Here is a 16,143-nt window from a genome sequence, read left to right on the forward strand (position 1 = left end):
ACAATGGAGTTCAAGCGGGTGATCGGCACGCGGCGCACGATCCGGTTCTTCGAACCGAATCGTGCCGTCGAGCCGGAGAAGATCCAGATCATGCTCGAAGCGGCCAACCGGGCTTCCCGTGCGGTCAACGCCGATTTCGTCAAGGCGATCGTGTGCTACCGCGACGAACTCACCGACGAGGTGCGGGAGCAACTGAAAACGCCCACGACGACGGTGCAGCTCGATCTCGCCCCTGTCGCGATCTTCTGGTACGGGGATCTTGCATTCGCCGACAACGCCCAGTCCAGGCTGAAGGAACTGGTCGATCTCGGCGCGTTGCCGGTGACTCACGGATGGTCACACAGCTACGTGGACGACGTCGCCGTCGCCCAGTCCGTCGAACCGATGTCGAAGGACGCCATGGCCAGCACCTGGGCGGTGTCGGTCGAGTCGGGGCTCGCCATCGCGCAGGCGATGCTGGCTGGCGTCGACGAGGGACTCGGCGTCGGCCTGCACTCGTTCGAAGCCGAGACGGCCAAGGCCGTGCTCAAGGTTCCGGACAACTGGATTCCCATGTGGATGTTGCTGGTCGGCTATCCGGCCGAAAGCCACGAGGCGGGAGGGCAGCGGCCACGGCGCCCGCTCGGCGACAACTTCCACCGCGGTCAGTACGGCTCGCCGTGGGACGAGATTCCCGAGGTCACCGAGCGGCTCAAGAAGGAAGGCATGATCCAGGCGCCCATGGATCCCACGCTCCGGTTCGCCGAGATCAGGCGGCTGGCCGAGCGCTTCGGGCTGCCCCTGTGAACACGCTGAGCACCGGAGCCTTCTCCGGCGACCGGTCGGTGCGGCACTGGCTGTCCGAATTGGAGCCATACCGCGAAGGCAGGGCAGCGACCAGCGCTCGGCTCGCCGTGCTCGGTGCGTTCTGCGCGCACGCGGGCAAATCCCCCGACGAGCTCGTCGCCTTCTGCTTCCTCAGGAAAAAGACGACGGGGCAACGGTTTCTCAGCGGCGCCAGGCGGCGAGCCGTCAACGGCATGCTGGAGAAGTTCGTCGCCGAGCAGGGCTGGATCGGCAAGGAAGCGGTCAGCAACACCAACGTCGTCAGAAGCTTCCTGATCCACAATGGAATCCTGATCCAAGGTGCCGTCTGGCGCGGGCCGTGATGTCCGTCAACTCCGCCGCCACCCGGTGTTGAGCCTGCCACCGGCGACCAGTTCCACCGCGATCAGCACGGCAAGCGACTCCGCAGCGAGCAGGCCGACGAGAACCAGCAACTGGGTGACCCCGGCCTGCACTGGGCTCGCGCCGCCGAGCAGCACGCCGACGTAGGCGCCGGGCAGGGTCACCAGCCCGACTGTTCTTGTCTGGTCGAGCGGCGGGATCAGCGCGTGCCCCGCCGATGGCTTGCAGATCTCCAGCGCGGCGGCGCGGTCGCCGAGACCGAGCGCCAGCGCCGCCTCGTACTCACCGTGACGCGCCCGCAGTTCGTCGACGGCGCGGCGAGCCGACTGCGACGTCGCGGTCATGGCGCCACCGATGATGATCCCGGCGACCGGGACGACGGCTATCGGGCTCGGTGGGACGACTCCCGAGGCGAGCACGACACCAAGCACCGGAGCGACCCCGCCGCCGATGGCCATCGCCACCGGAACCACCTCGCGTGGCACGCCGATCCGGCGAGCGGAGGTGGCGACGGCGACGCTGAACATCAGCAGCACGAAACCCGCGGTCAGCCAGCCTGACCGCAGGATCCCCGCGATCACGAACGACACAGCGGCCAACTGGACCGCGGCCCGCACCCCGGCCAGCAGGAAAGCGCGCCACGAACCGAGACCGCCGAACCGCACGACGAGCACCGCGATCGCCAGCAGCACCACCACAACCACCACGAGGGCGGGGCCGACGACGATGCCACCGCCATGGGAACCATCGGACACGCCGTTGATCCTGTCCTACCGCGCGTTAGCCTCGCAGGCGTGACCACTGAAGAGCCCGATTTCCCTCAGGTCCGTTTCCGCCGCCCACCAGGGGCGTCGCAGTTGCTGCTCATCCGGCACGGCGCGTCGGCGTCGGCCAAGGAGAGCGAGCCGTTCCCGCTGGTCGGCGGGCAAGGTGATCCGGAACTGGCGGAAGAGGGCCGCGCGCAAGCCGAACTGCTCGCGCGGCGGCTGACCGAGGAGAACGACGCAGAGCCGCTGTCGGCCATCTACGTCACCCCGCTGCGCCGCACCGCGCAGACGGCGGCGCCGCTCACGCGAGCGCTCGGCCTCACCCCCGCTGTCGAACCCGATCTGCGCGAAGTGCACCTCGGCGAGTGGGAAGGCGGGTTGTTCCGCAAGCACGTCGCGGAAAACCACCCCGTCACCCAGCGGCTGGCGACCGAGAAACGGTGGGATGTCATCCCTGGTGCCGAACCGGACGAGCGGTTCGCGGCACGGGTCAGGGCCGCGATCGAACGCATCGCCGCGGCACACGTGGATCAGCGCGTCGCGGTGTTCACCCACGGCGGGGTCATCGGGCAGGCCATCGCACTGGCCTCGGGGGCGCCCTCGCTCACCTTCGTCGGCGCGGACAACAGTTCGATCTCCGAACTCGTGCTCGTCGGCGATCGCTGGCTGGTGCGCCGGTTCAACGACGCCGCCCACCTCGGGCCGTGAACGGCCGAGGCCGTGTCTGAGAATCCCATTGTCGGCGAAGGATCATCAGACCCGGCCTAGTCGATCAGGCCGGCCTCGGCGAGTGTGGTGAGGATCCGTTGCCCCGCGGGCGGGCACCGGTTCGCGTCACCGCTGGTGAACCAGCCCAGCTCGGCGATCTCTCTTCCCGCGACGAGGCTGCCGCTGTAGTCGGCGGTGTAGGCGGTCATGTGCACTCTGCGCCCGTCGGCGAACCCGTCGGCGGGCGCGTCGAGCACGCCGAAGAGGCTGAAACTCAGCGGATCGAGCTCGACCTGGAGTTCTTCCCTGATCTCCCTGCACAGTGCCGCGACGTCGCTCTCGCCGTGTTCGCGTTTGCCGCCTGGCAGGTAGAACCTGCTCTTGCCGTCCGTCCGCACCGAAAGCAGCCTGCGATCTCGCACCAGTACCCACGCCAGGCTGTCGATATCGCGCGTCGTCACGGCCGCCACGGTAATCGTCGGTGGGCGGAGGCATCATGGCGGTATGTACGCCGAGGTCGCGCCACCACCCGCGCTCGCGGGCGCCGTGCGCTGCCTGTGGCTGGCGAAACCGGAGGAGCCGAAGCCGATCGTCCCCGACGGCTGCCTCGACCTGATGGTCGCCGGTGAGCGGGTTTTCGTGGCGGGACCCGACACCACCACCTGGCACACGAGCCAGGCCGAAGGACCGGTGGTGCACGGCATTCGGTTCCGTACGGGCCACGCGCCACGGGTGCTGGGTGTCGCCGCGGACGAACTCACGAATCAGCGGGTGTCGCTGGCCGAGCTGTGGGGCGCCCCCGGAGCGCGCACGGCCGAACGGCTCGTCTCCCGCCCCGGCCTGCTCTCCGAGGTCGTCGCCGAACGCCTCGCCTCCGCGCGCTTCCCGGCTTCGGACCCCGCCCTCGACCTGATGATCCGGCGGCTCGATCACGGCGTGACGAGGGTGGCCACGGCGATGGCCGGTCTCGCGGGCAGCGAACGTCAGCTCCGGAGACGGTTCACCTCGGCCGTCGGATACGGTCCCGCGACCTATGTCCGCATTGCCCGGTTGCAGCGGGCGATCACCCTGGCCGGGGTCCACGTCGAACGCGGACTGTCGGCACTCGCCGTCGAAGCGGGCTACGCGGACCAGGCGCATCTCACACGTGACTGCCGCGAACTGACGGGAGCGACGCCGAGGGATTTCTTCCGTTCCCGGCGCCCCGCGCTCGTGGGGGCGAACTCCGGACAGTGATCAAGACCGGCCCGCAGTGGAAAACGTCGGAGAGACGCGGGGTGGACACCGGCACTCCAACGCAGGCACACTATCGAGGGTTGCCTACGGCATGTGTTGGATGATGTGCGTTCAGTGGCGATCTTGGTGAATTTCGGCACTATTCGGGCGACGAAACGCACGAACCCGCACATCCGGGTTAGTCTGAGCACATGACTGTCGCGCTTGAGAACGTCCTCGCCAGAGCCGGACTCAAGGTGAGTCCCGCGGAATTCCTCGCCTTGGTCGAAGCGGCGGCGCGCAGGCTGTCCCCGCCCAATCCGGACCCCTCACACTACTTCGCCGCCGAGCAGCGCGCGGCATTGACCGACGTCGGGCTCGACCTGTCCCCGTTCAGGGAAGGCGAGCACGACTACCGGGCACGCAGCGTGGTCGAGCACGCGGTACTGGCCGATTCGTCGCTCACGGTGATCGAAGCCGCCGCCCGTCTCGGCGTCGACGACAGCCGCATCCGGCACCGGTTGAAGGAACACCGGCTCACCGGATGGAAAGACCAGGGCGGCTGGCGCCTTCCGGCGTGGCAGTTCACCTCGACCAGCGTCCTTCCCGGGCTGGAGGTCGTCCTCCGCGCCGTACCCGAGGACCAGCCGGTGCTCGTCGTCGCCGCCTTCATGGGCACGCCGCAGCCCGACCTGGTGATCAACGGCAAGCAGGCGACTCCCCGGCAATGGCTACTGGCCGGCGGCGATCCCGAGCAGGTCGCCGAACTCGCCGTCACTCTCGGCACCCCGGTCTGAACGCGCGCACGGAGAGCACGAGGAACGGTAAAGCACCTTCATGGCAAGGCTGCCTTCGCCACCGGCGCGGTCGATTCTGCTCAACGAGTTGCGTCCCACGGAGGACATCGTCGCCGTACATCCCGCGACACGGCTCGTTCGCATCTTCACCGCGCACGGCAATCACCCACAGCGGTGGGATTCCTTCCGCTACACCGGCCCGCTGCCACACGGCCGGTTCGACCCACAGCAGGCCAAGTTCGGCGCGCCCGTCACCGACCCGAGGCAGGGAGTGCTGTACTTCGGCCTCTCGGTTCGCACGAGCGTCGCCGAGGTCTACCAGACGACCTCCACTGTGGACCGCAGGACACGCGGTCCACATCTCGTCGTCGTCCGTCCTTCCCGGACGCTGCGCCTGCTCGACCTGTGCGGGCTGTGGCCGACGAGAGTCGGTGCCTCGCAAGAGATCTCCAGCGGTCCCAAGAAGATCACGCAAGCGTGGGCGAGAGCGATTCGCGGCGCGTTCGGTGATCTCGACGGCGTCTGGTACCGCTCTTCGATGGATTCGGGCGCACCGGCCATCTGCCTGTGGGACCCACCGGGAGGCGGCGCGCTGCCCTCGTCGCCCGACGTCCTGCTCTCCCTCGACCACCCCGGCCTCGACATCCCGTTGAGCAGAGTGTGCGAGGAACTGAACTACCTGATGCTGAACTGACCGCGCCGGTTCACGGCCGGTTCACCGGAAGGTGGCGGCGCCACCAGTCGAGGACGGCCTCGAACCGCTGCACCCGGTGCCGTGGCTTTCCCGACCGGGACAGCTCATGTCCCTCACCGGGAAACAGCAGCAGCTCGGTCTCCGTTCCGTTCTTCTTGAGCGCGACGAACATGCGCTGCGCCTGTTCGAGCGGGCAGCGCCAGTCCTGTTCGGAATGCACGACGGCGAACGGGATCGTGATCCGGTGCGCGTAGGTCAGCGGACTGCGGTCGCGTTGCCCCGCCGGATCGGTACCGACGTAGTCGACGCCGAAGTACCAGCCGATGTCGGAGCTGCCCTCGAACGAATCGAACGCGTTGACGGCCCGCTCGCTCCAGGCCGCCGTGAACCGGTGCCCGTGGTGGGCGGCGAGCCAGCTGGTCATGAAGCCGCCGTAGGAACCGCCCATGACACCGGCCCTCGTACCATCCACATCGGACCGTTCGACGGCAGCGTCGAGCAAGGCGAGCAGATCGTCGGCGTCGACGGTGCCGAAACCGCCGATGATCGCCCTTCCGTGGGCCTGCCCGTATCCCGCCGAACCGCGCGGATTGCCGAGCACGACGGCGTAACCGGCCGCCGCGTAGACCTGGGCTTCGTCGAAGAGGCTCCACTCGTAGGCCGCGAACGGCCCACCGTGCACCACCAGTAGTACGGGATGCGGGCCCTCACCCTCGGGGAGCACCAGCCAGCCGTGCACGGGGTAGCCGTCGGGCGCCGTCGCGGTCAGTTCCTCGGCGGGCAGTACGCCCTTGCCCCTGATCGCGGCACCGAAATCGGTGAGCCTCGTGGTGGTGTCACCGGCCAGCAGCAGGATTTCACCGGCGTCGGCGGGACCGGCCTGCGCGAGCGCGACCCGCTCCCCGTCGACGGCGAACCCTCGCACCGCGGCCTTTTCGCCACTCAGCAGGGTGAGAGTGTCCAGCTTCGCGCCGGTGGCGGTACGCGGAACGGCCCGCAATTGCGCCGCTCCCCTGGTGCGGACCACCACGAGCACGTCGTCGCCGCGCACCGCGGGCGGGCCCGCCGCCTCGGCGCAGTCGACGGTTTCGGTGTCGGTGAGCCTGCGCGGCGAGGACGTGCCCGGTTCGGCTGTCCACAATCCACTGTTGCGCGCGACCTCGTGCAGCCCTTCGAACTCGCTGCCGTAGTAGAAGATCGCCCCGTCTGCCGCGATGACGGGACGGACCGCCGTTCCGCGCGTGCGCACCACCAGTTCCGGTGCGCCGCCCGTGGCGGGAACCGAGTAGAGGTCGGTGTTGAGCGTCTCGACGGCGTCCCAGTCCCTCGGCGCCACCACGACGACCCGTGTGCCGTCGGGTGTCCACACCGGATGCGAGACGTCGGCAGCCGCGTCGGTCAACGGCTCGGGTTCCCGCCCTTCGGTGACGGTGTCGATGACGAACAACCGGCTTGGCCGGTCGCGCAGAAAGCCGGTGTTGTCGATGCGGTAGTCGTACCTGGTGATCCGCCTCGGCGCTTCCGCGTCGGCCTCGGGAGCTTCCTCGCCCTCGGCGAGCGCGACGCCGTAGCGGCCCGGCTCAGGCACCCTTGCCGTGAACGCGAGGTGCCGGGAATCCGGTGCCCACACCGGTTCGTCAGCGCCGAGCGGCAGCCAGGTCACCTGCCTGGCATCGCCGCCTCCGGCCGGGATGACGTGGATCTGAGGGCGAGCGGCATGACCGCTCACCCTCAGGAACGCGACCCACCTTCCGTCGGGAGAGATCGCGGGCGAGCTGTCCCGCTCGCCGTGCGTCCACGCGGTGTCCCCGTTCCCGCCGATCGCGCGCAACGTGCTCAGCGTGGCGTTGCCGTCGAGATCGGGCAGAGACACCGCTGTCAGCAGCAGGTCTCCGCGCAGAGCGGGCCGTCCGGGCGTGACGAGGCTTTCGATGTCAGCAGGTCGCACGCCCCGGACGGTACCCGATCTTTAGCGCGTCTAACGACCTAGTTTTCCGTACGAAAACCAGCCGTCTCGTCCTTGGTGCTGCCGGCTTGTACCTCACCCTCGGCTTCCCTTGCTTCCTGCGCTTCGCGCTCCTCCGGCGTGGGGTTGCGCAGGTTGAGGCCGGTGTGGCCGACGGAGTCCGGGTCGCGCTTCGCCTTGCGCAGGCTCAGCACCGTGGTCACGACCAGCACCGTCACGATGACCCCGAGGGACATCCAGTTGTTGATCTCCAGCCAGGACGGCGTGACATGGTACTCGTGCAGCGCGTGCAACACGAGCTTGAGGCCGATGAAGCCGAGGATGATCGCCAGCCCGTAGGACAGGTACACCAGCTTGTTGACCAGTCCGCCGAGCAGGAAGTAGAGCTGGCGCAGCCCCATCAGCGCGAACGCGTTGGCGGCGAAAACGAGGAAAGCGTCCTGGGTGATGCCGAAGATCGCGGGAATGGAGTCGACGGCGAAGAGCAGGTCGGCGCTGCCGATGGCCACGATCACCACGAACATCGGCGTGATGTAGCGCTTGCCGTTCTGCTTGACCACCGAGTGGTGGCCGACGTAGTCGTCGGTGACGGGGAAGGTCTTGCGAACCCACCTCGTGACCGCGTTCTCCGGATTCTCGTCCTCGTCCTTGCCCCGCACCATGTTCACGGCCGTCCACACGAGCACGGCACCGAACACGAAGAAAATCCAGACGAACTGCGCGATGAGCGCGGCACCCACCGCGATGAACGCGCCACGCATCACCAATGCGATCAGGATGCCGATGAGCAGCACCCTGTGCTGGTGAATCGAGGGAACCTTGAAGGACGACATGATCACCATGAAGATGAACAGGTTGTCGACGGAAAGGGAGTACTCGGTGATGTAACCAGTGAAGAACTCGACACCGGGATCGTGCCCACCGAACACCCATACGCCGATGCCGAACAGCACCGCGCAGCTCACATAGAAGGTCACCCAGCGAGCCGCCTCGCCCGTCGTCACCTCATGCGGCTTGCGGTCGACGATGATCAGATCGATCGCGATGAGAACGAGCAACCCACCGATGGTGGCAGCCCACACCCAAAAGGGCACGTTCATAGATCAAGAACCTCCGGTTAGCGGATAGCGGCCACTACCCGGAGGTCTCTTCCACCGGACTCGCCCGGCCAACGGCGCCGGGTGCCACAGAGGACAACCGTGTTGACGACGCCGCCGCGAAGGAATACTCCCCTCCACAACCCCTCCATCTTCCCGGGTTCTCTCGTGGAAAGTCCAGATGTGCCGCGCGGGTCACGAAGTTCGCACGCGTAACATGCATCACAGCCAAACCTGAAAGCCCAAGGGTGGGTGCCCACACATCGTTCTCAGGAAACGCCCAATACTGTGGTCGCCGTGCCCCGACCTACCTTTCCCCGCAGCGGACGCGCACGCCTGCTGACCGTTCTCGCGGTCGTGGTCGTGCTGGCCGCGGGAACCGTCCTGTGGCTGCGTGGCGGTGAGGAACCGCCCTCTTTCCACACCCAGGAAGCCACGATCGACGTACCCTCGGCGCCCGGTTCGTCCGATCGCGTCCAGCTCGACGCGACGGTCTACGTTCCGGAGACCACTCCGGCCCCCGCCGTGCTGCTGCCGCACGGGTTCGGCGGTGACAAGAACAGCGTCAGCCGCGAGGCGGCCGAACTCGCCGAGCGCGGAATGGTGGTGATGACGTACTCGGCGAGAGGTTTCGGCAAGAGCACGGGGCAGATCGCGCTCAACGACCCCGATTACGAGGTCGCCGACGCGAGCCACCTCATCGACTATCTCGCCGGTCAGCCCGAGGTGCTGATGGATGGGGACGGCGATCCCCGCGTCGGGGTCACCGGCGCCTCCTACGGCGGCGCGCTCGCCCTCATGCTGGCCGGTACCGACGACCGCGTCGACACCATCGCCCCCGTCATGACCTACAACGACCTCGCGCAGGGACTGCTGCCCAACGCGGCGACCACGGACGAGGTCGACTCCTCGACGCCGTCCCCCGGAGCGTTCACCGGTAACGGGGTATTCAAGCAGTCCTGGGCGGGCACCCTGTTCGCGGCAGGCTCCGGACCCGCGACGGGATCGGGCCCCGGAGCCGAGGCCATCGAGCCGGGCGACGAGGCCGACACGGGCGGTTCGGTCGGCGGAGCGGGAGACGGCGCCGGTTCGGCCGGCGCGGCGGAATCGCCGGACAGTGAACAGGGCGAGGCACCCTCCGGCTCCGGCAACGCGGCAAGGCAGAGCACCCAGTCTCCCGGCCCCTGCGGGCGGTTCACGGAGGAGGTGTGCGCCGCCTACACCGACGTCGCCACCCACGGCATGGCGAGCGAGCGGACCCTCGAATTGCTGCACAGGGTGTCGCCCTCGTCGGTCACCGGCAACATCACCGTGCCGACCCTGCTCGTGCAGGGCGAGAACGACACGCTCTTCGGGCTCGACCAGTCCGACGCCAACGCGCGGCAGATCGCCGCCGCCGGCGGCGACGTCAAGACCATCTGGTACACCGGAGGACACGACGGAGGCAGCCCCGGCCCGCAGTTGCGAGCCAAGATCGCCGACTTCCTCGCGTTCCACCTCACCGGAACCGGCACCGATCCAGGCACCGACTTCAGCTACGACGTTCAGGGATCGTTGCGCGCCAACGGAACACCGTCGGTGCGCAGCGTCGAGGCGCCCGCCTACCCCGGACTCACCTCAGGGGAGACCGAGCGAAGGGCCATGGATCTTCGCGGCGGCGAGCAGACCGTCATCCGGCCTCCGGGTGGCACGCCCGCGGCGGTGAGCGGCATCCCCGGACTCAACCGGATCGTGGCAAATTCGTCCAGATTGTCCGGACTGTTCGGTATCGACCCGCCAGGCCAATCGGCGAGCTTCACCTCGGCTCCCGTCGACGACCAGCTTCTCGTCGCGGGCGCCTCGACGGTGCGCCTGCGGGTCTCCGCGGAAGGCCCCGTCCCCGAGGGAGGGGCGGTGCTGTTCGCGAAGCTCTACGACGTCAACCCTGACGGCTCCCGCACGCTGCCCGGCAACGCGATCGCGCCGATCCGCGTGCCCTCGCTGCCGGAGGACGGTTCGCCGGTCGAGATCACCGTGACCCTTCCCGGCGTGGTGCGGCCCATCGAGTCCGGCCACGCGCTGCAACTCGTCGTCGGCACGACCGACCAGTCCTACGCCAACCCCACCGATCCCGCCGCCTACCGGATCTCCCTCGCCGAGGAATCCTCGCTCGCGGTCCCCGTCGTCCCCGGCAACACCATCACCTCGGGCTGGCCGACGGGACAACTGCTCGGCATCGGCGGCACCCTGCTCGCCGTCGTGGTCGTGGCGCTGGCGGCCGCGGTCCGCAGGAAGCGTTCGCACCAGGTCGATCCCGAGCTCGCGGACACCCCGATGGTCATCGAGGGCCTCACCAAGTCCTACCCCGGCGGGCTCACCGCGGTCAGCGACCTTTCCTTCCGGGTCGAGCCGGGACAGGTACTCGGCCTGCTCGGCCCCAACGGCGCGGGCAAGACGACGACACTGCGCATGCTGATGGGCCTGATCACGCCGTCGAAGGGGCAGATCAAGGTCTTCGGTTACCGAATCACGCCGGGCGCGCCGGTGCTGTCGAGAATCGGCTCCTTCGTGGAGGGCTCCGGCTTCCTCCCGCACCTTTCCGGCGAGGCGAACCTGCGGCTGTACTGGGCGGCGACCGGGCGGCCGTGGGAGAAGGCGCACTTCACCGAGGCGCTGGAGATCGCGGGCCTCGGTGACGCCGTGCGGCGCAAGGTCCGCACCTACAGCCAGGGCATGCGGCAGCGGCTGGCCATCGCGCAAGCGATGCTCGGCCTTCCGGAACTGCTGGTACTCGACGAACCGACCAACGGACTCGACCCGCCACAGATCCACCAGATGCGCGAGGTGCTCCAGCGCTACGCGGCAACCGGCCGCACGGTCGTGGTGTCCAGCCACCTGCTCGCCGAGGTCGAGCAGACCTGCACCCACGTGGTCGTGATGCACAGGGGCAAGCTGGTCGCGGCTGGCGAGGTCACCGACATCGTCGCCGCGGGCGGCGAGGCGACCTTCCGGGTCGACGACCCCGACGCCGCCGCCGCCGCGCTGCGCACGACGGCTGGTGTGTCCGATGTGGACATCGAGGGCAAGCTCGTGCACGCCGATCTCGACGGCCTTCCCCGTTCGCGGGCGGTCGCCGTGCTCGTCGGCGCCGGAGTCGCGGTCGAGCAGGCAGGGCCTCGCCGCAGGCTCGAAGACGCGTTCCTGCAACTGGTCGGAGAAGGTGAGGGCGGCTCATGAGCAAGTCGGACAAGACCGCCGAGGAGAACGCGCACCTCGACCACGGGGTGCACACCGACCCGGCCGCGCTCGACGAGCTGACCGACGCGGCGAGCGCCGAGACCGTCGCCGTCGGCGCTGACGGTGCCGTCGCGGGCTACCGGGCAGGGCGCACGCTGCGGCTCGGCGTCGAACTGCGGCGGCAGTTGCGCAGAAGGCGAACACAGCTCGTGCTCGCTCTCGTCGCGCTGCTGCCGTTCGTGCTCGTGGTTGCTTTCGAAATCGGCAACGCCAACCCGAACCAGCGCTCGGGCGGCTTCATCGACCTCGCCACGGCGAGCGCGCCCAACTTCGTCGTGCTCGCCATGTTCGTCTCCGGCTCTTTCTTGCTGCCGATGATCGTGGCCCTGTACTTCGGGGACACGATCGCGAGTGAGGCGTCCTGGTCGAGTTTGAAGTACCTGCTGTCGGTCCCGGTGCCCCGGCACCGGCTGCTGCGGCAGAAGGCCATCGCCTCGGCGTTGCTTTCCGCGATCACCGTCGCGGTACTGCCGTTGATGGCCTTGCTGGTGGGCGTCGTCTGGTACGGGGCGGGGCAGGCGATCAGCCCCACCGGCGACTCGATCTCGTTCGGCCGCGCCGTACTAGCCATCCTGCTCGGCTCGGTCTACATCATGATCCAGCTTTCCTGGGTCGCAGCGCTCGGTCTGCTGCTCAGCGTTCTCACCGACGCACCGCTGGGCGCGGTCGGCGGAGCGGTTCTGGTGTCGATCCTTTCGCAGATCCTCGACCAGATCACCGCGCTCGGCAGCCTGCGCGACTTCCTGCCGACGCATTTCTCGTTCGCGTGGATGGATCTGATCGCCACCGACATCGACTGGTCCGGCATGGCGAGCGGATTGTTGTCGGCCGTGCTGTACGCGGCGGTGTTCGGCCTGCTCGCCGCCCGCAGGTTCGCCACGAAGGACATCACGAGCTGACGCGGGAACTCACGAAAGCCGGTCCGCCTTCGTCATGCGGCGGACCGGCTTTCGTGGTCCCTGACCGTGGAACGAGAGGGACACATGAAGAGCCCACGCGCGTTGACCGACCTGCCGTTCCACCCGATGCTCGACGAAGAGGACGGGCTCCCCGAGCCATCCTCGGACTTCGAGATCGCGCACTTCTCCGGACGGGACTTCTCCGGCGTCGACGCTGACGGCTCCCGGTTCACCGAGTGCGCGTTCTCCGAGGTCGCTTTCGGACAGAGCAGGTGGCGGCGCGCGAGGTTCAACGACGTCTGGCTCGGCGGTTCACGACTCGTGGGTACCGATCTGGTCGAAACCCAGTGGCTTGACACCGAATTCGTCACCTGCGCGCTGGCGGGTACGGCGACGTTCGACACGGTGATGAACCGGGTCGAATTCCATGGCTGCAAACTCGTTTCGGTCAACCTGCGGGAAGCCGCGCTCACCGACGTGACGTTCCGGAACTGCGTGTTGCGCGACGTCGACTTCGTCGGCGCCGGTCTCACCAGGGTCGCGTTTCCCGGCTCGGAACTGCTCGGCGTGAACCTCGATCGCGCCGTCATGGATCGCGTCGACATCAGGGAAGCCGGTGAGATCGCCATCCAGACCGGATCGGGAAGCCTGAAAGGACTGACGATCAACAGCGCGCAACTCACGGTACTCGCGCCTGCCTTCGCGGCCTCGCTCGAAGTGACGGTCGAGGACTGAGACGCGACGGGGAACACCTTGCCCCGCACGAACCGGCGTGAAAGCTTTGTCCTGATGAGACCTTCGCATACCGGCCGCTTCGCCGACGGCGTCGGCGTGGTCACCCTCGCCATGGGAACGGCACTGACCGTAGCGCCACACCGTACGGCGAAGGCACTGAGCCTCGGCGACCATCCCCGGTTCGCCAGGACGGTCGGTCTCGTGGACCTCGCGCTGGCTTCAGGTCTGTTCCTCGGCCGGACCCGATGGCCGTGGATGGCGGGAAGGGCGGCGCTCAATCTCGTGCTCGCCAGGCACTATCACGCCGAGACGCGGCGAGCGGGCAACTCCTCGGCCGCCAGGAGAATGGCGATCGCCATGGGGGCTCTGACGCTTGTGGACGGTGCCGCCGCGGTGGCGCTTCGCTCGGTGAGCAAGACCGGCGGTGACGGAGCCCGGTAATTCGGTGGCCTCGCGCCGATCCGGCTGGAATGCTGCTTTCGCGTCGGTACTGAAGGCGTACCAGAGCGGAGCAAGCTGGAGGGGCCATGACCGCGGCCGCATCGACCGGACTCACGCCGGAGCAGGTCGACCGGTTCGTCGCGGACGGTTTCGTCAAGCTGGAGAACGCTTTTCCCGCCGGCACCGGCCAACGATGTCTCGACGAGTTGTGGGCGGCGACCGGATGCGACCGCGACGATCCCGCGACCTGGACCCGGCCGGTGATCAGGCTCGGCGGGTTCAGCACCCCGCCGTTCAGGGAAGCCGCGAACACACCGGCGCTGCACGCGGCGTTCGACCAGCTCGCCGGTGAAGGCACGTGGGAACCGCTCGGCGGTCTCGGCACGTTCCCCGTCCGGTTTCCCGTCGACTTCCCGCCCGGCGACGACGGCTGGCACGTCGAGGCCAGTTTCCAGGGAGAGCACGGCGAACCCAGGGTCGATCTCGCTTCCCGCGGCCGCGCCCTGCTGCTGCTGTTCCTGTTCTCCGATGTCGGTCCCGACGACGCGCCCACCAAGGTGCGGATCGGCTCGCATCTCGACGTTCCCCGCCTGCTCGAACCACACCGCACCGAAGGGATGGAGTGGATGCCGCTGTGCGCCGAGGCGATCGCCGCGTCCGAACACCGGCCGACCGCACTGGCGACGGGCAAGCTCGGCGACGTCTACCTCTGCCATCCCTTCCTGGTGCACTCCGCGCAGCGGCACCGGGGCACGGTCCCGCGATTCATGGCTCAACCGCCGCTTGTTCCACGCCGCCCACTCGCGCTGGACGGCGCGAACCCTGTCGCGGCGGCCATCCGCGAAGGACTGCGCGGTTCCCGCTGACCGGGACACGCCGCGGCGGCGGTCTCCTGGCCCTCTCACTCCGGCACACCGAGCTGCGCGGCGAGATCGGCGAGGTCCCTCGCGTGGTGGTCGAACCGTTCGCCCGGCGCGGGCGGATCGCCGACCGGCCTCGCGACATACGCCGTCCGCAGGCCCGCCTTCCGGGCCGCCCGCAGATCCCACGCGTAAGCCGCGATCATCAGCAGCCGTTCAGCGGCGACCCCTGCCACCTCGATCGCGAGCTCGTAGACGGCGGGATCGGGTTTGTAACTACGCACGTCCTGCGCCGACACCGCCTGATGCCAGCGCAATCCCGCTCCGGCGTCGAGCCGCAGCAGCGCGGTCCGGCTCGCGTTGGACAGTGCGACGAGCGGGAAATGCCCGGCAAGCCGTTCGAGCCCGCGAGCGACGTCGGGCCACGGCGAGGGGCGGCTCAAGGCGAGTGCGTCGATCTCGGCGGGCTCACCGGTTCCGGTCGCGCGAGCGACCCGCTCCGCAGCCTCCCTGTCCAAGACGTCGCTTGGCACGTAGGGCCGTTCCCCCGCGACGACCCGCCGTTGCTGCTCGCCAACGTGATGTTGCCATTCGCGTGACAGCCGCTCGACTTCCTCGTCGGACAGGGTCGGAGCGAACTCGCGAATACCGGCGCGGATACCAGCCGGCTCGTCGACGAGGGTGCCGAGTACGTCGAAAACGAGTGCGTCGATCTCGGGCAAAGACATGGAATCTCCTGTCGGGAACGGCGGCCGCCACACTGAACCTGTAAGGGTTAAAGTAGCCGTTAGCCGAACAGTAGCGAGAGGCATGTAAGGGATGCAAGTAGCTTTAGACGATTACGTGTGGGCGGCTGGACTCGCCACCGAGCTGGTCAACACGACCGCCGAGGTCTGGCGCGGTGACGACCGGCTCCCCGACCTCGGCGCTCTCGTCGCATTCGCGGTCACCTGGGACGAACAGGGCGAAACCGGTCTGCCTGAACTCGCCCGCCGTGCCCGGCGAGCGGATCTGACCGCCGTCCACGCATTGCGCGACACGGTGCGCGAGCTGATCGACCATCCCGATCGCGGCGACCTCGTCGCCGGGGCGACCGCGCTCACCTCCGCGTCAGCGGGCGTGACGCTGGTATCGGATCCGGCACACGAGCAACGCACCCGCTGGGCACTGTCACTCGGGTCACCGAACACCATTTCCGACGCGCTCGCGGCGATCTGCGGCACCGGCATCCTCGGCGTCCTGCACACGCTCGGCGAACAGCGATTCCGGCAGTGTGGCGCGCCCACCTGCCGGGGCGCGTTCATCGACACCACCCGCCCCGGCAGGCGCCGCTATTGCATGCCCGGCCTGTGTGGCAACCGCACCAACGTGGCCAACCATCGTGCCCGCAGAGCCGCGACGAGCGACCCGCGAATCAGATCGTCGTCCTGAGCCGGGGCGGGGCGATACCGCCGCGGAATCGCCCTCAGCGCCGCCACGTGCCCGCCCGGCCTGCCGGACTCCCATGAGGCGGCCGCTCGG

17 protein-coding genes are annotated in these 16,143 nt (G+C 68.5%); 12 read left to right on the forward strand and 5 right to left on the reverse strand.

Features of this window, described 5'->3' with window-relative positions:
• Positions 1–3 precede the first annotated feature (3 nt).
• Both BAY61_RS21610 and BAY61_RS21615 read left to right on the forward strand, forming a co-directional pair.
• The gene (locus tag BAY61_RS21610; RefSeq protein ID WP_091809810.1) at positions 4–786 is read left to right on the forward strand and encodes a nitroreductase family protein; all 783 of its coding nucleotides are present in this window, start codon (positions 4–6) and stop codon (positions 784–786) included.
• Positions 783–1,148 carry a hypothetical protein gene (locus tag BAY61_RS21615; RefSeq protein ID WP_091809808.1) on the forward strand — a complete coding sequence of 122 codons (366 nt, stop codon included), beginning with the start codon at positions 783–785 and terminating at the stop codon, positions 1,146–1,148. Before BAY61_RS21610 ends, BAY61_RS21615 begins: the two co-directional genes overlap by 4 nt.
• A gap of 6 nt (positions 1,149–1,154) precedes the next feature.
• Here BAY61_RS21615 and BAY61_RS21620 read toward each other — a convergent pair whose 3' ends face one another.
• Positions 1,155–1,922: an ABC transporter permease gene (locus BAY61_RS21620; RefSeq protein WP_420848865.1), complete on the reverse strand. Its 768-nt coding sequence runs from the start codon at positions 1,920–1,922 to the stop codon at positions 1,155–1,157.
• 39 nt (positions 1,923–1,961) lie between these two features.
• Between BAY61_RS21620 and BAY61_RS21625 the strand changes: the two genes are divergently transcribed.
• Positions 1,962–2,642 carry a histidine phosphatase family protein gene (locus tag BAY61_RS21625; RefSeq protein ID WP_245865320.1) on the forward strand — a complete coding sequence of 227 codons (681 nt, stop codon included), beginning with the start codon at positions 1,962–1,964 and terminating at the stop codon, positions 2,640–2,642.
• Between the two features lie 56 nt (positions 2,643–2,698).
• Here the strand turns inward: BAY61_RS21625 and BAY61_RS21630 are convergent, their stop codons facing one another.
• Positions 2,699–3,103, reverse strand: a complete 405-nt coding sequence (locus BAY61_RS21630; protein WP_091809908.1) for an NUDIX hydrolase — start codon at positions 3,101–3,103, stop codon at positions 2,699–2,701.
• A 43-nt stretch (positions 3,104–3,146) separates the two neighbouring features.
• Between BAY61_RS21630 and BAY61_RS21635 the strand changes: the two genes are divergently transcribed.
• The 3 genes from BAY61_RS21635 to BAY61_RS21645 all read left to right on the forward strand — a co-directional run bounded on the left by BAY61_RS21635 (position 3,147) and on the right by BAY61_RS21645 (position 5,348).
• Entirely contained in the window at positions 3,147–3,878 is a 732-nt protein-coding gene (locus tag BAY61_RS21635) for a helix-turn-helix transcriptional regulator (RefSeq protein ID WP_091809804.1), read from the forward strand.
• Between the two features lie 191 nt (positions 3,879–4,069).
• Positions 4,070–4,654, forward strand: a complete 585-nt coding sequence (locus BAY61_RS21640) for a MerR family transcriptional regulator (RefSeq protein ID WP_091809802.1) — start codon at positions 4,070–4,072, stop codon at positions 4,652–4,654.
• Between the two features lie 40 nt (positions 4,655–4,694).
• A complete protein-coding gene (locus BAY61_RS21645) occupies positions 4,695–5,348 on the forward strand; it encodes an RES family NAD+ phosphorylase (RefSeq protein WP_091809800.1) in 654 nt (217 codons plus the stop codon).
• Between the two features lie 10 nt (positions 5,349–5,358).
• Here the strand turns inward: BAY61_RS21645 and BAY61_RS21650 are convergent, their stop codons facing one another.
• Together BAY61_RS21650 and BAY61_RS21655 are read right to left on the reverse strand one after the other, a co-directional pair.
• Positions 5,359–7,296, reverse strand: coding sequence for a S9 family peptidase (locus BAY61_RS21650; protein ID WP_091809798.1), 1,938 nt, complete (start codon positions 7,294–7,296; stop codon positions 5,359–5,361).
• A 38-nt stretch (positions 7,297–7,334) separates the two neighbouring features.
• Complete coding sequence (locus BAY61_RS21655) at positions 7,335–8,414, reverse strand: TerC family protein (RefSeq protein WP_091809796.1); 1,080 nt, start codon at positions 8,412–8,414, stop codon at positions 7,335–7,337.
• 294 nt (positions 8,415–8,708) lie between these two features.
• Between BAY61_RS21655 and BAY61_RS21660 the strand changes: the two genes are divergently transcribed.
• From BAY61_RS21660 to BAY61_RS21680, 5 genes are all read left to right on the forward strand, one after another.
• Entirely contained in the window at positions 8,709–11,627 is a 2,919-nt protein-coding gene (locus BAY61_RS21660; RefSeq protein WP_091809906.1) for an alpha/beta fold hydrolase, read from the forward strand.
• Entirely contained in the window at positions 11,624–12,586 is a 963-nt protein-coding gene (locus BAY61_RS21665) for an ABC transporter permease (RefSeq protein WP_091809794.1), read from the forward strand. Before BAY61_RS21660 ends, BAY61_RS21665 begins: the two co-directional genes overlap by 4 nt.
• Positions 12,587–12,670: 84 nt before the next feature.
• A complete protein-coding gene (locus tag BAY61_RS21670) occupies positions 12,671–13,321 on the forward strand; it encodes a pentapeptide repeat-containing protein (RefSeq protein ID WP_091809792.1) in 651 nt (216 codons plus the stop codon).
• Between the two features lie 54 nt (positions 13,322–13,375).
• Complete coding sequence (locus tag BAY61_RS21675) at positions 13,376–13,762, forward strand: hypothetical protein (protein ID WP_091809790.1); 387 nt, start codon at positions 13,376–13,378, stop codon at positions 13,760–13,762.
• Between the two features lie 86 nt (positions 13,763–13,848).
• Positions 13,849–14,628, forward strand: coding sequence for a phytanoyl-CoA dioxygenase family protein (locus BAY61_RS21680; protein WP_091809788.1), 780 nt, complete (start codon positions 13,849–13,851; stop codon positions 14,626–14,628).
• 35 nt (positions 14,629–14,663) lie between these two features.
• Here BAY61_RS21680 and BAY61_RS21685 read toward each other — a convergent pair whose 3' ends face one another.
• Positions 14,664–15,350: a haloacid dehalogenase type II gene (locus tag BAY61_RS21685; protein WP_091809786.1), complete on the reverse strand. Its 687-nt coding sequence runs from the start codon at positions 15,348–15,350 to the stop codon at positions 14,664–14,666.
• Positions 15,351–15,441: 91 nt separating this feature from the next.
• On the opposite strand from BAY61_RS21685, the gene BAY61_RS21690 reads away from it, so the two are divergent.
• Complete coding sequence (locus BAY61_RS21690; protein ID WP_091809784.1) at positions 15,442–16,053, forward strand: CGNR zinc finger domain-containing protein; 612 nt, start codon at positions 15,442–15,444, stop codon at positions 16,051–16,053.
• Positions 16,054–16,143 lie beyond the last annotated feature (90 nt).

Origin of the sequence: Prauserella marina (assembly GCF_002240355.1) — a bacterium.
GTDB lineage: Bacteria > Actinomycetota > Actinomycetes > Mycobacteriales > Pseudonocardiaceae > Prauserella_A > Prauserella_A marina.

What these genes read in the sequence shown, in the direction of transcription:
- BAY61_RS21610 (WP_091809810.1), top strand. Translation starts at nt 4, where the DNA reads ATGGAGTTCAAGCGGGTGATCGGCACGCGGCGCACGATCCGGTTCTTC.
- BAY61_RS21635 (WP_091809804.1), top strand. Translation starts at nt 3,147, where the DNA reads ATGTACGCCGAGGTCGCGCCACCACCCGCGCTCGCGGGCGCCGTGCGC.
- BAY61_RS21640 (WP_091809802.1), top strand. Translation starts at nt 4,070, where the DNA reads ATGACTGTCGCGCTTGAGAACGTCCTCGCCAGAGCCGGACTCAAGGTG.
- BAY61_RS21645 (WP_091809800.1), top strand. Translation starts at nt 4,695, where the DNA reads ATGGCAAGGCTGCCTTCGCCACCGGCGCGGTCGATTCTGCTCAACGAG.
- BAY61_RS21655 (WP_091809796.1), bottom strand. Translation starts at nt 8,414, where the DNA reads ATGAACGTGCCCTTTTGGGTGTGGGCTGCCACCATCGGTGGGTTGCTC.
- BAY61_RS21665 (WP_091809794.1), top strand. Translation starts at nt 11,624, where the DNA reads ATGAGCAAGTCGGACAAGACCGCCGAGGAGAACGCGCACCTCGACCAC.
- BAY61_RS21670 (WP_091809792.1), top strand. Translation starts at nt 12,671, where the DNA reads ATGAAGAGCCCACGCGCGTTGACCGACCTGCCGTTCCACCCGATGCTC.
- BAY61_RS21675 (WP_091809790.1), top strand. Translation starts at nt 13,376, where the DNA reads ATGAGACCTTCGCATACCGGCCGCTTCGCCGACGGCGTCGGCGTGGTC.
- BAY61_RS21680 (WP_091809788.1), top strand. Translation starts at nt 13,849, where the DNA reads ATGACCGCGGCCGCATCGACCGGACTCACGCCGGAGCAGGTCGACCGG.
- BAY61_RS21685 (WP_091809786.1), bottom strand. Translation starts at nt 15,350, where the DNA reads ATGTCTTTGCCCGAGATCGACGCACTCGTTTTCGACGTACTCGGCACC.
- BAY61_RS21690 (WP_091809784.1), top strand. Translation starts at nt 15,442, where the DNA reads ATGCAAGTAGCTTTAGACGATTACGTGTGGGCGGCTGGACTCGCCACC.